Source organism: Rhodococcus huquni (genome assembly GCF_055231055.1).
The window spans coordinates 365,798-381,552 of the sequence record NZ_JBUYWE010000003.1; the positions used below are offsets into that span (position 1 = coordinate 365,798).

19 protein-coding genes are annotated in these 15,755 nt (G+C 66.0%); 5 read left to right on the forward strand and 14 right to left on the reverse strand.

The genetic code is table 11. The features are described 5' to 3' along the window. Nucleotides 1-28: 28 nt before the first annotated feature. The 4 genes from hemC to ACZI8R_RS08215 all read right to left on the reverse strand — a co-directional run bounded on the left by hemC (nt 29) and on the right by ACZI8R_RS08215 (nt 3,708). Nucleotides 29-994, reverse strand: a complete 966-nt coding sequence (gene hemC, locus ACZI8R_RS08200) for a hydroxymethylbilane synthase (RefSeq protein WP_463379082.1) — start codon at nt 992-994, stop codon at nt 29-31. Beyond that, the gene (locus ACZI8R_RS08205) at nt 991-2,436 is read right to left on the reverse strand and encodes a glutamyl-tRNA reductase (protein ID WP_463379083.1); all 1,446 of its coding nucleotides are present in this window, start codon (nt 2,434-2,436) and stop codon (nt 991-993) included. Before ACZI8R_RS08205 ends, hemC begins: the two co-directional genes overlap by 4 nt. Next, on the reverse strand, nt 2,433-3,281 hold the full coding sequence (locus ACZI8R_RS08210; protein ID WP_463379084.1) for a redox-sensing transcriptional repressor Rex: 849 nt from the start codon (nt 3,279-3,281) through the stop codon (nt 2,433-2,435). Before ACZI8R_RS08210 ends, ACZI8R_RS08205 begins: the two co-directional genes overlap by 4 nt. Before the next feature lie 166 nt (nt 3,282-3,447). Continuing rightward, the gene (locus ACZI8R_RS08215) at nt 3,448-3,708 is read right to left on the reverse strand and encodes a glutaredoxin family protein (protein ID WP_463379286.1); all 261 of its coding nucleotides are present in this window, start codon (nt 3,706-3,708) and stop codon (nt 3,448-3,450) included. A gap of 195 nt (nt 3,709-3,903) precedes the next feature. Here ACZI8R_RS08215 and ACZI8R_RS08220 point away from each other — a divergent pair, with 195 nt between their 5' ends. After that, entirely contained in the window at nt 3,904-4,887 is a 984-nt protein-coding gene (locus ACZI8R_RS08220) for an HAD family hydrolase (RefSeq protein WP_463379085.1), read from the forward strand. Between the two features lie 34 nt (nt 4,888-4,921). On the opposite strand, the gene ACZI8R_RS08225 is transcribed toward ACZI8R_RS08220, so the two are convergent. The 10 genes from ACZI8R_RS08225 to ACZI8R_RS08270 form a co-directional block, all read right to left on the reverse strand. Continuing rightward, a complete protein-coding gene (locus ACZI8R_RS08225; RefSeq protein ID WP_463379086.1) occupies nt 4,922-5,974 on the reverse strand; it encodes a lysophospholipid acyltransferase family protein in 1,053 nt (350 codons plus the stop codon). Further along, a complete protein-coding gene (locus ACZI8R_RS08230) occupies nt 5,971-7,002 on the reverse strand; it encodes an SDR family oxidoreductase (protein WP_463379287.1) in 1,032 nt (343 codons plus the stop codon). Before ACZI8R_RS08230 ends, ACZI8R_RS08225 begins: the two co-directional genes overlap by 4 nt. A 237-nt stretch (nt 7,003-7,239) precedes the next feature. Further along, the gene (locus ACZI8R_RS08235) at nt 7,240-7,341 is read right to left on the reverse strand and encodes a 30S ribosomal protein bS22 (RefSeq protein WP_003402602.1); all 102 of its coding nucleotides are present in this window, start codon (nt 7,339-7,341) and stop codon (nt 7,240-7,242) included. Between the two features lie 198 nt (nt 7,342-7,539). After that, nucleotides 7,540-7,776 (reverse strand): helix-turn-helix domain-containing protein, encoded by a 237-nt coding sequence (locus tag ACZI8R_RS08240; RefSeq protein ID WP_463379087.1) that lies wholly within the window; start codon nt 7,774-7,776, stop codon nt 7,540-7,542. A 124-nt stretch (nt 7,777-7,900) separates the two neighbouring features. Then, nucleotides 7,901-8,716: a pyrroline-5-carboxylate reductase gene (gene proC, locus ACZI8R_RS08245; RefSeq protein WP_463379088.1), complete on the reverse strand. Its 816-nt coding sequence runs from the start codon at nt 8,714-8,716 to the stop codon at nt 7,901-7,903. Nucleotides 8,717-8,749: 33 nt separating this feature from the next. Beyond that, entirely contained in the window at nt 8,750-9,586 is an 837-nt protein-coding gene (locus ACZI8R_RS08250) for a thioesterase family protein (protein WP_463379089.1), read from the reverse strand. Continuing rightward, on the reverse strand, nt 9,583-10,233 hold the full coding sequence (locus ACZI8R_RS08255; protein WP_463379090.1) for a MerR family transcriptional regulator: 651 nt from the start codon (nt 10,231-10,233) through the stop codon (nt 9,583-9,585). The genes ACZI8R_RS08250 and ACZI8R_RS08255 overlap by 4 nt, the downstream gene beginning before the upstream one ends. A 79-nt stretch (nt 10,234-10,312) precedes the next feature. Next, nucleotides 10,313-11,209 (reverse strand): sugar phosphate isomerase/epimerase family protein, encoded by an 897-nt coding sequence (locus ACZI8R_RS08260; protein WP_463379091.1) that lies wholly within the window; start codon nt 11,207-11,209, stop codon nt 10,313-10,315. Between the two features lie 43 nt (nt 11,210-11,252). Then, entirely contained in the window at nt 11,253-12,728 is a 1,476-nt protein-coding gene (locus ACZI8R_RS08265) for a hypothetical protein (RefSeq protein ID WP_463379092.1), read from the reverse strand. Continuing rightward, nucleotides 12,725-13,678, reverse strand: coding sequence for a Ppx/GppA family phosphatase (locus tag ACZI8R_RS08270; protein ID WP_463379093.1), 954 nt, complete (start codon nt 13,676-13,678; stop codon nt 12,725-12,727). Before ACZI8R_RS08270 ends, ACZI8R_RS08265 begins: the two co-directional genes overlap by 4 nt. A gap of 66 nt (nt 13,679-13,744) precedes the next feature. On the opposite strand from ACZI8R_RS08270, the gene ACZI8R_RS08275 reads away from it, so the two are divergent. The 4 genes from ACZI8R_RS08275 (at nt 13,745) to ACZI8R_RS08290 (ending at nt 15,724) form a co-directional block, all read left to right on the forward strand. Further along, the gene (locus tag ACZI8R_RS08275; RefSeq protein ID WP_463379288.1) at nt 13,745-14,518 is read left to right on the forward strand and encodes a DUF3109 family protein; all 774 of its coding nucleotides are present in this window, start codon (nt 13,745-13,747) and stop codon (nt 14,516-14,518) included. Nucleotides 14,519-14,596: 78 nt separating this feature from the next. Next, nucleotides 14,597-15,103, forward strand: coding sequence for a lipoprotein LpqH (locus ACZI8R_RS08280; protein ID WP_463379094.1), 507 nt, complete (start codon nt 14,597-14,599; stop codon nt 15,101-15,103). Between the two features lie 43 nt (nt 15,104-15,146). Then, complete coding sequence (locus ACZI8R_RS08285) at nt 15,147-15,350, forward strand: ribbon-helix-helix protein, CopG family (protein WP_463379095.1); 204 nt, start codon at nt 15,147-15,149, stop codon at nt 15,348-15,350. Continuing rightward, nucleotides 15,347-15,724, forward strand: coding sequence for a type II toxin-antitoxin system death-on-curing family toxin (locus tag ACZI8R_RS08290; protein WP_463379096.1), 378 nt, complete (start codon nt 15,347-15,349; stop codon nt 15,722-15,724). Before ACZI8R_RS08285 ends, ACZI8R_RS08290 begins: the two co-directional genes overlap by 4 nt. Nucleotides 15,725-15,755 lie beyond the last annotated feature (31 nt).

Below are 15,755 nucleotides of genomic sequence, written 5' to 3' on the forward strand. Positions count from 1 at the left end.
GGGCTCTGTCGTGTCGAGCCATCGCGCGTCAAACATCGGCATCACCACCCTCGGTCACATTCATCAGGTCGCGGGCGCCTCGGTCGAGGAGTTCGCGTGCGACGGTCCTACCCAGTTCTTCGGCACGATCGGGTGCTCCCACCACGCTCGCGCGAATCACGTCCGACCCGTCGACGGCCGCTGCGCAACCTCGTACGGACAATTCGTCGAACACCCGTCCGTCGTCGTCGAGTGATTCGACGACTTCGGCCAGCGCACCCACCGGTGCGGTACAGCCGGCTTCGAGTTCGGCGAGCATCGCGCGCTCGGCGGTGATCGCCGCGCGGGTCGGTGCGTCGTCGAACTCGGCGAGGATCGCGGCAAGGGCCGTGTCCTCGGAGCGGCACTCGACGGCCAGCGCACCCTGGGCGGGTGCGGGCAGCATCTGAACGGGTTCGATCGACTCGGTCACCAGATCGAGCCGGCCGATGCGTGACAGGCCCGCGCGGGCCAGGATCACGGCATCGAGTTCGCCGGAGTCGACCTTCCCGAGGCGGCGCTGCAGATTTCCGCGCAGCGGAAGGACTTCGAGGCCGAGACCGAGGGCGCGCAGTTGTGACTCTCTGCGCGGCGCCGAGGTGCCCACCTTCGAGCCGGGCGGCAGCTCACCGAGCACCATTCCGTCTCTGGCCACGAGGGCGTCGCGCGGATCCTCTCGCGGTGGCACCGCGGGAATCACGAAACGATCGTCCTGGGCGGTGGGCAGGTCCTTGTACGAGTGCACGGCCACGTCCACCCGGCCGTCCAGCAAGGCTTCGCGCAGTTCCGCGGTGAAGACGCCGACACCGATCTTCTGGACCGGGTCCGTGGACTGATCGCCCTTGGTCGAGATGATCACCAGCTCGGCGTCGTGACCGGCAGCGATCAGAGCGTCTCGCACGGTGCCCGCCTGCGTCGTCGCGAGAATGCTTCCCCTGGTTCCGATTCGCAGGGTGCTGGTCTCTACGGAGCTCATTCGTCGGACTCCTTCCCGGCGTCGGAGACCTCGGTCGGCGTGGCAAACCGACGCGCGCGTGGATCTTCGCCTGCGAGGAGCTCGTCCTGGTTACCCAGACCGAGCAGGCCGAGGTCGGACGCGGCGATTTCGGTGGGCTTCGCAACGGCCTCGACTGCTCCGGGGCTGAGCTCGAACAGCTCGCGCAGCGCTGCGGCGTAGGAGTCGCCACCCGGGGTGATCGCCAGTTGCTTCACCCGAACGGTCGGGGCGTGCAGCAGTTTGTCGACGACGCGGCGCACGGTGCGGGCAACCTCGTCACGCTCGGGGTGGTCCAGATTCGGAAGTCGCGAGTCGAGACGAAGAAGCTCGGATTCCACGACGTCCGCGGCCCGCTGACGCAGCGCGGTGACGGTCGGGGTGACTTCCGCCTGACGCTGACCGGCCAGATAGCCGACGAGTTCGTTCGCCACGATGCTGCGTGCGGCGTCCTCGTCGGATGCAGCCGCACCGGCGGCCGGGTCACGCTGCAACGACTCCATGTCGAGAACGGTGACATCGGGGAGTCCGCTCACGGCGGGCTCGACGTCGCGCGGCAGACCTAGGTCGCAGATGACGAGTTGGCGGCCCGGCGTGCGATCGGCACGAGCCAGCGCGCGGTGGGTGTCTGCGAGCGTGACGACAGTGCCGACCGCGCCGGTACAGGTGATGAGGACGTCTGCCTCGGCCATCGCGTCGGGCAGCGCGTCGAGGTCGTGCGCCTGCGCTTCGACACCGCTCGCTCGTGCGGTTTCGGCGAGGTGCTGCGCGCGCTCCAGCGTGCGGTTGACCACCAAGATCCGCGAGACCCCGGCCCGGCCGAGATGCGCCACCGAGAGACCGCCCATCGCGCCCGCGCCGACGACTACCGCGGTACGGCCTGGGAGTCCGTCCACGAGATCCGCAGCCCGGTCGAGAGCCACGGACACCACGGACGATCCGGCCGCGTCGATTCCGGTCTCGGTGTGCACACGCTTGCCGACACGTAGGGCCTGCTGAGCAAGTTCGTGCAGGGTGCGTCCCGCAGCCTGCTGGTTGTCCGCCGCGGCGTACGCGGACCGAATCTGGCCGAGAATCTGCTGCTCCCCGACCACCATGGAATCGAGTCCACTCGCCACGGCGAAGAGATGCTCGACGGCGGCCTCGCTGTATCGGACGTAGGCGTGCCGGTGAAGCTCGGCGACGTCGAGCCCGGAGTGATCGGCGAGGAGCTCACCGACCTCGGTGAGCGCGCCGTGGAATGCGTCGACCACCGCATAGATCTCGATGCGGTTGCAGGTGGAGACGATCATCGCCTCCGACACGAGTCCGGAAGCCATGAGCTTGTCCGTCAGTTTCGGACGATCCGTATCGGCGACGGCAACCCGCTCGAGCACCGGCACCGGCGCCGTCCGGTGCGAGATCCCGACAAGCAGAACACTCACGGGGCAATCACTGATCCGTTTCTTTTCGCGGGGGACGGGACTGGTGCGGCATGGCCGATACGAACACGCGGGAGCGAATCGGATGCCTTGATCGGCGCACCCGCGGGGACCTGCCCCGTGTTGCGCGCGCTGTTGAAGGAGAGGACCTGCATCTCGACGGCAAGATCCACACGCCGCAGTTCGACGTGATCCGGCACGACGACGCAGTTGGGCGAGAAGCTCAGGATGCAATCGAGACCGGCGGCGACGAGACGGTCGCACACGTCCTGAGAGGCGTCGTCGGGAGTGGCGATCACACCGATCGTGGCAGCGAGTTCACGGCAGGCCGGATCGAGTTCGTCGATGTGACGGACCTCGAGGTCGCCCACGCGAGTCCCGGTGAGGGCAGGGTCGACGTCGAACAGCCCGACCATCTCGAAACCGCGGCGCTCGAAGCCGCCGTACCCGGCCAGCGCCTGCCCGAGGTTTCCGACACCGACGAGCACGACCTTGTGTCCGCGGTCGAGTCCGAGGGTCTGCTCGATGCGACCACGCAGCCGGCTGACGTCGTATCCGACACCCCGAACGCCATTGGGGCCGAGGAACGACAAGTCCTTGCGGAGTTTGGCCGATCCCACTCCGGATGCGGCCGCGAGTTCCTCGCTCGACACGATGTGCGTGCCCTGGTCCACGAGCAGACCGAGGACCCGCAGGTAAGCCGCGAGACGGGTCACCGTAGCCTGGGGGATGTCGCGCAACTCTGGAGTGGGCGTCGGCGGTGAGGACACTGCCGGAGCGGGAGACGGCCCCTCAGCGCCGGAGACGCGGGGCACAACGGGCCCCTGCGTCGGGTGCTGTTCGGTCACGTCGTAGGCTCCTCGTCCGATCTGCGCACGCGCCGATCTTCACGATGCTCCGGGGAAATGTTCACACCACGGTAACTGCTTGTGAACCCATGCACAAAGTTGCTTGGTGGCCGTGAGATGTGCTCCCACCTGCAAAGTGACGTTCGATCCCGGTTTTAGGGTGGACTTACTTGCGTAAATCGTTTCGGAGGCGCTCCTCGTCGACGTCCCAGTAACTGTGCTCCTTACCGTCGAGAAGAACGACGGGCAGCCTGTCACCGAACTCGGCGCGCAGTTCCGGATCCGACGCTGCCGCTTCGTCCACGTCGATGCACGTCACTTCCAGCCCGAACTCCGCACACAACGACGACAACTGCTCTCGGACGGGCGCGCAGGCGCCACAGCCCTCTCGCACGAGAAGGCTTACTTCGTGATTGCCGATACCCATGTCTGCGCGATGCTCCTCGGTCTGCGACGCGGCAGTTCTGCCCGTCTTTCGTGGGCCACCCTGCCTTTCGGGGCCCTCCCTGCGCCAATTCTGCCGGAGACGAACGTCACACACCCCCGGCGCTCCCCCGATCCAACCGCTCGATGTCTGATTCGGGGGATAGGCTGCTGTGGAGAACGGCGGCGACAATGGGAGGTGCGGGTGCCATCACTACCGAACGGTTCCGGGTTCGGCGCTGGGTTTGCGGGGATGATCCTTCCCGGCCGTCGTCACTTCAGGAACCCACTCGGCCCAAGTGAGGCCGAGGTTCGGGCCAATCTCGCGGGCGAGGCCAGCGCAGATGCGGCATTGGCGCTCCACGACGGCGGAGAGGACGACCTCGACGAGTCGCAGGACGTCCCGCTGGACCTGACGGCCGCCGCGTTCTTCGACGTGGACAACACGATGGTCCAAGGCGCATCGATCATCCACTTCGCTCGCGGCTTGGCGGCGCGCAAGTACCTGCAGACCTCGGATCTCGTCGATTTCGCCTGGAAACAGGTCAAGTTCCGAGTCACCGGCAAGGAGAGCAGCGACGACGTCGCCTCCGGCCGTGAGAAGGCTCTCTCGTTCGTCGCCGGCCGATCCACCGAGGAGTTGGCGCGCCTGGGCGACGAGATCTACGACGAGGTGATCGCCGACAAGATCTGGGCGGGCACCCGCGCGCTCGCACAAATGCATCTCGATGCCGGTCAACAGGTGTGGCTCGTGACGGCCACCCCGGTCGAACTCGCCCAGGTCATCGCGAAGCGATTGGGACTCACCGGCGCGCTCGGCACGGTCGCGGAAAGCAAGGACGGCGTGTTCACCGGCCGACTCGTGGGCGACATTCTGCACGGACTCGGCAAGGCCCACGCGGTCCGCGCTCTCGCCGTCCGCGAGGGTCTCAACCTCAAACGGTGCACCGCCTACTCGGACAGCCACAACGACGTTCCGATGTTGTCCCTCGTCGGCACTGCCGTCGCGATCAATCCGGACACCGACCTGCGTGAACTGGCCAAGAACCGTGGCTGGGAGATTCGAGACTTCCGGACAGGCCGCAAGGCCGCCAAGATCGGTGTTCCCAGCGCACTCGCACTGGGAGCAGCAGGTGGAGCGCTCGCCGCGGTGGTCGCGCACCGCCGCGAAAACCAGTCCTGAAGCCGAACCGTCCGTAGCCTTCGCCCCGAACCCTTCAGCCGAGAAACACGTTGCGTCGCCGCGCGAGCGTGCGGTACAGCGTCTGCTGGATGGTCTCGCGCACGTGGTCGGTGACCTCGAACAGTTCCATCGGATCGTCGGCGGCCGAGGCGTCGTAGGTGTCGGTCACGATGGGCGTCCCGAACTCGATGGTCCACTTCGACGGCAGCGGAACCATGCCGAGCGGACCGAAGTGCGGGAACAGTGGGGTCACCGGGAAGTACGGCAGTCCCAGCAGCCTCGCAAGCGTTCCGAGGTCGCCGATCTTCGGATAGATCTCCTCGGACCCGACGATCGAGCAGGGAATGATCGGCGTCCCGGTCCGCATCGCCGCGGACACGAATCCGCCTCGGCCGAACCGCTGCAGCTTGTAGCGCTCACTGAACGGCTTCCCGACACCCTTGAACCCTTCGGGGAAGACGGCCACCAACTCACCGTCTGCCAGCAGACGTTCTGCATCGGGCGTGCACGCCAACGTGTGCCCTGCCTTGCGGGCGAGGTCGCAGACGACGGGCATCTCGAACACGAGGTCCGCGGCCAACATTCGCAGATGACGACCTGTCGGGTGATGATCGTGCACGGCCACCGACGTCATGAGTCCGTCGATCGGCACCACCCCCGCATGGTTCGCCACCACGAGCGCGCCGCCGTCGACCGGCAGGTTCTCGATACCGACGACCTCGACGCGGAACCACTTCTCGAACAACGGCCGCAGCAGTGGGAGCACCACGTTCTCCGCGAAATGGGCATCGAACCCGTATTCGTCGACGTGATAGTCACCCGCCACCCGCCGACGAAGGAACTCGGCGCTGCCGCTGATCTGATCGGCGACCACTGCCCGCACCGCGTCGACTCTGGACGACTCCCCCGTCGCGGCGTCGATCGATTCGACACCCGCACCGGCGCTGTCGACGGACACCGGCGGTGCAGCGATGCCCGAGGGATGCCGACTCTCACTCTGCCGACGCACTTGCGCCTCGGCATCCTGTCCGGCCGCCCCACGGGCCGCCGCGTCGTGCAGTGGAATGACCTTCGCCATGTCGTTCACCTTGCCCCCTTCTTCTGCGCGCCGGCGAGCGAGAGGAGCGCACTTTCGGCCGAATCGATCCATTGCTGCTTCACGACGTTGTTCAATCCCGCGGCGCGAATGAAGTCGTCGATCGCCTGCACCGTCGTCCATCGCGGCTCGAATCCCAGTTCCGACCTCATCCGGGAGGTGTCCAAGCCGCAGCCGAATCGGAAGTATTCGAGCTGTTCTGCCGTATACGAACGCATGATCGGGCCCATCACCGCGCGCCCCGCTCCTCGGAACAACCCGCCCGGCATCGGCAACTCGATTCGACCGGCCCGGCGAATAGCCTGCGACATCATCATCGCGCCGTCCCCCGCCACGTTGAATGTGCCGGCGGGGCCGGACACGGTGGCGCGTTCGAGCGCACTCAGTGCGTCCTCTTCGTGGAGCAATTGGAGCCGTGCGTCCCGGCCGAGCATCGTCGGCACGACAGGACTGGTGAGGTACTGCGCGACGGTCGCGTTGAGTCGCGGTCCCACGAGCGGGGCGAGCCGCAGAATGGAGACGTCGATGTCCGGACGACGCCTACCCAGACCGCGCAGGTACCCCTCGATCTCGATACTGTCGCGGGCGTACGCACCGGACGGAGGGCGCCGCGCGCTCATCTCCTCGGTGAACTTCGCCGGGTCCTTCGATGTCGATCCGTACATCGCCGAGGTCGATCGCAGCACCACCTTGCGCACGCTCGGTGCCTTCTGGCAGACCGCGAAGAGCTGCATCGCGCCGATGACGTTCATGTCCTTCATGGCCGCGCGGCTGCCCGACTTGGGGGCGCGGGTCAGTGTCGACGCGTGCACCACGGTGTCGACCTCGGCATTGCGGACCACCTTGGCGAGCAACGGGTTTCGGATGTCCGCGCGAACGAACTCGGCACGCCCCATGCGGCGGAGCATGTCCTTGCTCGGCGACACGGTGTCGACCGCGATCACCCGCTCGACATCGGGATCCTGCGCCAGCCTCGTCACCAGGTAACCGCCGAGAAAACGGCTCGCACCCGTCACCATGACGACGCGCGGTCCGTCCGAACCCGACTTGCCGTTCTGCTCTCCCACAGCCACCAGCACCCCCGATCTCGTATGTGAGTTGCGTCAACGATACGGCGAGACGGCCTGTGACGCCTCCCACACGTCCAATTGATGGTTCTTCAGGACACACCGGAGCCCGCGCACGGGGTGAGAAACGGTGAACGCCCGCCACCTCGAAGGTGGCGGGCGTTCACGCAAGAGGATCCGAGAATCGGATCACTTACCCAATTTCCTACGCTGAACTCGGGTACGACGAAGCAACTTGCGGTGCTTCTTCTTCGACATGCGCTTGCGGCGCTTCTTGATCACTGAACCCATATCGGGTGTCCCTCACGTTCTTCTCTAGCGTTCTTGCGCACGACATTCGCGTACGCCTGCGCCTACTGCTGGCGCCCGGGCTCGCTCAACAAGCTCGGCGCCTCACGACACCAGCCGGCTGGTACGACAGTCACCCATCGTACCGGTGCGGGGTCACTCGGGAGAAACCGAGGGTTCACCCACTTCTTCGTCGGCCTCTCAGCCGGCGTCGAAGTACGAGGTCTCCAGATAGTCGTGTACCGCCTTCGCGTGCACACGGAACGAACGACCCACACGAACGGCGGGTAGTTCGCCACTGTGCACCAACCGGTACACGGTCATCTTCGAGACCCTCATCAGAGTCGCCACTTCGGCGACCGTCAGAAATTGCGTTCCGGCCAAGGCCGGTTGTCCGTCGGAGAGCGCACTCTTCGACGGCTTTTTTGCAGACGTCATCAACCACTTACCTCCGGCACGTCCGCGCCACCGGCTTCCCCTCCGGCGGAACAGACACGCACGTGCTGACCCGAGCTTAGCGGGACACATGGGGTTACTGCGACGGGTGTGAGGAATCGAATCTTCATTCGGATGCGGCGCCGAGTTCCGCCGACCGCACCTTCGCAGCCTCGAGAGCGTCGAAAAATGCACGTCGGAGGCCATTCGACTCGAGTTCACGAACGGCTGCGGCCGTGGTTCCGCCGGGAGAAGTTACTGCCGCACGAAGTTCGGTTGCGCTCTCTCCGGAGCGGTCGAGCATCGCTGCGGAGCCCACCATCGTCTGGACGACGAGCTCCGAGGCCGTTGCGCGAGTGAGTCCCAAACCGACTCCCGCATCGATCATCGCCTCGGCGACGAGAAAGAAATACGCCGGCCCGGAACCCGACACCGCGGTCACCGCGTCGATCTGAGACTCGCGCACGGTCACCACTTTGCCGACCGAGCCGAGGAGCCCACGCACCGTCTCGAGGTGGTCCGGCTTCACGTGCCGCCCAGGAGCGAGGACGCTGACGCCTTCGCCGACCAACATGGGGGTGTTGGGCATGACGCGCACGACAGGGAAGCCGGCCGGCAACCGCGTCTCGTAATAGCCGGTCGGCACGCCGGCCACCAGCGATACGAGCATCTGCTCGCGCTCACCGTCGAGGTCGACCTTGGACACCTCGGTCAACGCCGATTCCACGTCCGCCGGCTTGACGGCGATCACGATCACGTCGGCACCTTCGACTGCGTCCGCCGTGTCCGTGACGCGCACCGAGTACTCGGCCGCGAGTTCGTCCGCCCTCTTCGGGTGGCTTTCCGCGACGACCAGATCCCGGACCGCATGGTTCGCCTGCAACAGCCCCGAGATCAGTGCCTCACCGATCCGGCCACCACCGATAACTGCAATTCTCGTCATGGCGGACAGCCTGCCACGGGCGGACGAGGTCGATCAGCGCGGGATCATGGCCAGCTGACGACTCTGGACCACGACGGCACCGGTCGAATCGAGAACGGTGTGATCCTCCTCGAACCACGTGCTGCCCAGGACCGTGCTGCGCGCCATCACTCGCAGCCAACCGGGCGCCGGCATGCGGCGCAGGTAGGTCGTGAGTTGCACCGTCGGCGCCCAACCGAACATTCCGCGGTTCATCGTGACCGGCGCCGACAGATCGCCGGTCATGATCGCGAAGAGGGCGGCGGTGTCCGGATCGTTCTCGTCGGCCGAGCGCGGACGCACCCACATCCGAATCTCGGGTTCGCCCTGCGCGCCGGTCAGGAAGTGTGCGGACGATCCGTCCACGCGCATGTCGCAACCCTGGGCGACGTGCACGATCTGCCCCATCGGGTGGTCCGGGGTCAGCACGACCGCATCGGCCGGCGGCTCCACCGACATGGCGGCCGGCGACAATTCCTCGGCGTGGATCGGCTCATCCGAATCCGGGACACCGAGCGTCACGGAAGCACGGACGGCAACGCGCTCCCCCTGCGCCAGTTCGACATCGACGAACGACGCCTGCTTGCCGCGCTTGAGTACGCGGGTCGACAACGAAACCGATCCCGGATCCGGCGCGGACAGGTAGTTCGCGCTGACCGCGAGTGGCTGAACACCCGGCCGCTCGCCGTCACCGTCGCGGAACGTGCGACGGGCAGCGGCGGCGCACAGCGCCATCATCGATCCACCGTGCACCTTCGGGCCGATGGTCCAGACCGGATCGATGGACGCCTGGAAACGGTTCTCGCCGTCGTCGGTGAGCGTGTTCAGGTCATGGAAGGGGCTGGTGGTCACGATGGATCCTGTCGATCGGAGTGGTCGGTACTGCTTCGAAACGACTGTGCGGTGAAGTCCTGGTGCGCGAGACGGCGCAGCGCAGCGATGATCGGCTCGAACAGGATCGTGCCGAGGACCACGTACTTCACCTGATCGGCCGCCGAGCCCTCCGGCATCAGACGAATGTCCACATCGGCGATGCCGCGAACGTGTTCGCCGTACGCCGCCAGGCGTTCGGCCGTCATGGGGATGCCCGCGCTCTCGGCCGCCTCCAACGCTTGTTCGAGTTGTGCCACGGCCACGAAGCCCGGTTCGTAGATCTGACCCAACTGCTCGAGCACACGCTTGGCGCGTGGGAATTCGTCGGGAGCCTCTTCCTGCGACTCGGGCAGATAAGGCGGCAGTTGGGAGATGACGTCACCGAGCAATTCGAATCTCGTGCCCGTCGGTTCCTCGATCAGATGCAGAATCGTTCTGATTCGGGGTATCGCGAGACCCGCGTTGGACAGAGCCTTGATCAGTGCGAGTCGGTCGAGGTGCTCGTCGCTGTACCGGGCCTGGGTGGCGCTGGTCGCCTCCCCCGGCATCAGCAGGCCCTCGCGTAGGTAGTACTTCACGGTGGCGAGCGGGACACCACTTCTCGCCACCAATTCGGAAACCCGCATCACGCCTCCTACAACCCGTGTCTGGGTAACAGCATACTGGATACCAATACTATCCAAGATGGCGAGACTACCGGAAGCGTCAGATCCGAGCGGAGGGCTGTCCCGCCTCGAGGTTCTCCCTCGCGAAGGTGAGAGCCTGCGCCAGCATTGCCGAACGTTCGCGGCGGGTACGCGCATTCTGAGTGTTGATCTCGACGACGGCCTGACCGGAGAAGCCGGAATCCATCAGATGCCGGCAGACCTCGACGCACGGCTGATTGCCTTGACCGGGGACCAGATGCTCGTCGAGCGAGGCGCCCCGCCCGTCCGCGAGATGCAGATGCGACAGGCCGCTCCCCATCCGCTTCGCCAACTTCATCGCATCCATGCCGGCCGTCGCGGTGTGGGACAGATCGAGTGTGTAGTGCTCGTGCCCGCAGTCGGTGGGGTCGTACGACGGGCTGAATGCCGACAGGGCCGGCCCCGGGCCGCCGCGGCGACGAAGACGCTCGGCCGACTTCTCCTTGCTCCCGAAGAAGCCGTCAGCCCGCATCGGGAACATGTTCTCCACTGCGACGATCACATCGCTGCTCGCCTCGAGTTCGGCCACCTGATCCGCGAACCCCTCGGCGTACCGACGCTGCCAGCGGAACGGTGGATGCACCACCACACTCGTCGCGCCCAATGCCTCCGCCGTACGCACCGAGCGCTCGAGCTTCTCGGCCGGGTCGGACCCCCACACGCGTTGGGAGATCAACAGGCACGGTGCATGAATCGCCTGCACCGGCACGGCGTAGCGACGCACGAGAGCACGGACTGCCGAGATGTCCTGGCTCACCGACTCTGCCCACACCATCAGCTCGACTCCGTCGTAGCCGATCTCGGCGGCGTAGCGGAAGGCGGCCTCGGTGTTCTCCGGGTACACCGAGGCCGTCGAAAGGCCTACCAGGACCTTCGGTCGCCTCTGCCTGCCCGTCCCCACGCTCTCGTCCCCCACGCTCTCGTCCCTGTTCGACCCGGTATCCCCGACCATGTGTCGATCAGCCCGACGCGAGCATGAAGGCGAGTGGACCCAAGGTCACGATCATTCCCACCACGACGGCGATCACGAAGCTCGTGATGTCGTCCGTTCTGCGCAGGATGCGAACCATGGCGACCAGGCCGACGATCACGAGCAGCGCCAGAATCAATGCCACCCAGGGCAACATGTCCCAGAGCTTTTCGAAGCCCTTGAACAGCAGCGCACCCGCGATGATCGCGACCGCACCCTGCCCGATCAGAAGTGCCCATTCGCGGACGGTGCTCGACTCGTTCTCGGTCTCGTCTGCCGTCTCGGTATCCACGGCGTCTTCGGCCTCGACGTCGTCGGTGCGCGCGGCACCGACAGGCTTCGCTCCGGCGGGATTCGCTCCGACCGTCGAAACCGCGGCGGTGGCCGAAGGAGCAACCTGTTGCTCGTCGCCGTCCTCGTCGTCGCGCTGCATCGACTTGGCTTTCGCCGCGAGACGATCCTTCAGCGACAGCTTGCGGCTGCTCGCCTCCGCTTTCGCCTCTGCCTTGGCCGCTGCCCTCGAGGCAGCGCGCCCGCCGGAGACACCCGCAACCTGGGTCTTCTCTTCGTCTGCAACGTCGTCCGTGGGCTTCGCCGCCGCGGCACTCGGCGCGGGAGCCGCTGGACGGTTGCGGTGCATGAGCCGGTTTTCCGGGTTGGACCCCGACAGCAGCGAGGGCTCCGACATCGTCCGATCGGACGGTGCCCGATCGGACTGGCCGGTCGGTGTTCGACCTGCCGGACTCGCAGGTGCTCGATCGGCGGCAGGGCCGTGCGCCTGGGCAGGAGCCTGAGCCGGTGCACGCGTGGGGGTCGGACGGCTCGTCCACGAACCGGACTGATCTCGGGGCGCGTTGGCGCCCTCCGAACGACCTGTCGTGCGCGGCCGCAACTGCGGACGGCTGGCGATGGGCTCGTCGTCGTCATCGTCGTCGTCGTAGTCGTAACTCGACGACTTTCCACTCGACGCTGCGTTCGACGGCTTGGCAGTCGGCGCCGACGGAGCGAAGGCATTCCACGACTTCGTCTCGGGCTGCTCCTGCTGCTGGCGAGCGGGCTCGGCCGGCTTGCGAGCGGGCTCGGTCGGCTTGGACGGCGCGGCACTCGCAGACGGCGTGCCGGCAGGCGCGGGGCTTGCAGACGGCGCACTCGGAGACTCGGCGCGTGCCGAATTCCACGGCGTCGAACTGCTTGGCGCCGCCTCGGTCCGCGCGGGCGCCGGGGTGGGCGTCTGCGCAGGCTCGGCCTTGTCGGGCGCAGCAGCATCGGACTCTGCAGACTCGACCAGGTTCCGGTTCTCGGAGGCCTCCCGGTACACCGGGATCTCACCGGTCAATTCGGCGACGGAAATGCCGCCCTTCGCACCGCGGCGACGGCGTCCACCACTGGACGCCGCTTGCTGCCCATTGCGCTTGAGCAACTCGGCGACAGAAATCTGTCCCGTGTCCTCGGGTTCTTCGGTCATCGAGCCCTCACCATCAATTCACCGCCCATTTCGGTATCCAGCTTCCGCAGAATCAAACCTTCACGCAGCGCCCACGGACACATTTCCAATTCGTCCACGCCGAGCGCGCGCATGCTCGCTTCTGCCACCAGCGCCCCGGCCACGATCTGCTGTGACCGATCGGAACTGACACCCTCCAATTCTGCACGGTCGGCGGCAGTCATTCGCGAAATGAAGGCGATGAGTTGCTGCAAATCGCTCGACGCGAGAGTTCGTTTGACGCGCGGACCTGCACCGGAAGGCGCCGAACCGGTTAGTCTCGCGAGTGAACGGAAGGTCTTCGAGGTCGCTACGGAACGGTCCCACTCCCCGGCAGCGAGGATCTCCTTCGCCGGTGCGGCGAGTTCGGCGTCGAGCCAATCGCGCAGGACGGCGACGCGGCGCTTGCCGGGCGGGTCCGCGTCGAGCCAGTCCCGGGTCAATCGTCCGGCCCCGAGTTGCAGCGAGAACGCGACATCCGGGTCCTCGTCGCCGCCGGTGGTCAGTTCGAGTGATCCGCCGCCGATGTCGAGGTTGAGAATGCGGCCGGCGCTCCAGCCGAACCAGCGACGGACCGCCAGGAACGTCAGCCGGGCCTCGTCCACGCCCGAGAGGACTTCGAGGTTCACCCCCGTCTCGCCGCGCACTCGCGAGAGCACCTCGTCCGAGTTGTTGGCGTCGCGCACGGCCGAGGTCGCGAACGCCATGAGTTCGCCGCAACCCGACTTCTCGGCGATTGCTGCGAAGTCACGCACCGTGGTCACGAGGCGATCCGAACCCGACGTGGTGATGTCACCGGCGTCGTTCGTGTTCTCGGACAACCGCAGAGTTGCCTTTGTCGAACTCATCGGTGTGGGGTGGCCGCCCCTGTGGGCGTCCACTACGAGCAGATGGACGGTGTTGCTTCCGACGTCGAGTACCCCAAGTCGCACATGAACACGGTACTGGGTCTACCGTCGGGCACTGTGACAGCAGGTAAGACGGACCGGTCTCACAAGATGACGCCCACCCCGGAAGTACCCCTCGACTTTCCTCGAGAATGGGTCGAATTTCTGGATCCGGCCAACCCCGAAAATCTCATCGCCGCCGACATGACGTGGCTCCTCTCGCACTGGACCTGCGTTTTCGGCACGCCGGCATGCCAGGGAATCAACAGCGATCGGCCCGACGACGGCTGCTGCTCGCACGGCGCCTTTCTGTCCGACGAAGAGGATCTCGAGAAGCTGCACGAGTCAGTGAAGATGCTCACACCCGACAAGTGGCAGTTCATGGACAAGGGTCTCGGCAAGAAGGGCTACGTCGAGGAGGACGACCTCGAGGACGAGCCTGCACTGCGGACCCGACGCTACAAAGGTGCCTGCATCTTCCTCAATCGTCCCGGCTTCGAAGGCGGCGTGGGATGCGCTCTGCACTCGATGGCACTCGACCGCGGGATCGAACCGCTCGAGGTGAAGCCGGATGTGTGCTGGCAGCTTCCCATCCGCCGCACTCAGGAGTGGGTGGACCGGCCGGACGGCGAGCAGATCCTGCGAACCACCATCACCGAATACGACCGGCGCGGCTGGGGCGAGGGCGGCGAAGACCTCGACTGGTACTGCTCCGGCTCGCCCGACGCTCACGTCGGCAAGAAGCAGGTGTGGCAGTCGTACGCACCGGAACTCACCGAGCTGCTCGGCAAGCCCGCGTACGACGAACTCGCGAAGCTCTGCAAACGGCGTGCGGGCCTCGGGTTGATCGCCGTCCACCCGGCCTCTCCCCCTGTGAGTGGTTAGCGAGTCCAGGGACTCGCAAGCCGCTCACAGGGTGTAATTTCGCGCCGCTCGACTCCCGGCGTTGTTACGGTCGCGGGCATGGGCAAAGCGACGGCCTCACTCGTGGCGGGGCTTTTGATCTTCGGCGCCGCAGGGTGTTCGAATTCGGACGATTCTCCTGCACCTGCGGAATCGACGACCGTGCCGACGAGCATGCGAGGCACCGGCGTCGAGATGCCACCCAACGGCGCACTGAGTGGGTCCTTGGGCAGCGCGGTGTTGGACGGCCGGGCCGTCGATGCCACGTTCGAACCCGTTCGGTGCTCGTGGGATGACGAGGACGGGCAACCGCAGCTCAACTTCGACGCCGGAAGCGAGACGACCGGTGGCGAGGTTGCCGTGGAACTCGTGACATCCGACCCGCCCAGACTCGACGACTTCTCGATCGAGGCCGGCGGCACGGAGTGGGAGTCCACCGACCAGCAGCGAATGGCATCCCACATCGCCGTGGACGGCGACAAGTACCGCGTCACGGCACAGGTCACCGAGGACGACGGTCCACGCACCGTCGAACTGGCGGTCGCCTTCACCTGCGCACGGGAGTAAACAACTCGGGCAGATTCGGTATCACTGGTGATACCATTGCGTCATGCCTATGACACTCCGCCTCTCCGACGCCGAAGCAGCGGCTCTCCGCGCTCGTGCTGAGCGTGAGAACCGCTCGATGCAAGATGTTGCACGAGCTGCGGTGCGTGAGTACGTGGAGAACCACAGCAGGGCTGAGCTACTCGATCAGGTTCTCGACGACGAATTGCCCCGCTACGCCGAGGCACTGAAGCGTCTTGGCCAATGATCTACCTGACCATGCTCGAGCTGATCCACGTCGCAGAACGGACGCTCGACGGTGTGGTCCCTGTCCGCGACCACGGTCTTCTGGAAGCGGCGCTGGCTCGTCCGAAGACCACGGTGCTCGGCGAAGACGCCTACCCCCATCTGGAGGAAAAGGCAGCTGCCCTGATGCATTCTCTCGCCCGAAATCATGCACTCATCGACGGCAACAAGCGACTGTCGCTCGCGGCGACGATCGCGTTCCTCGGTATCAACGGACGCCGACTCACCCTTTCGAACGACGCGGCATACGACCTCGTCATCGCCGTGTCGGTTGGTGACCTCGACGACGTTTCCGCAATAGCCGAGCGCATCAGCCAGGGCAGCGAAGCGCGATAAGCGACTGCCGGCGTCATGACCGAAGCGACTA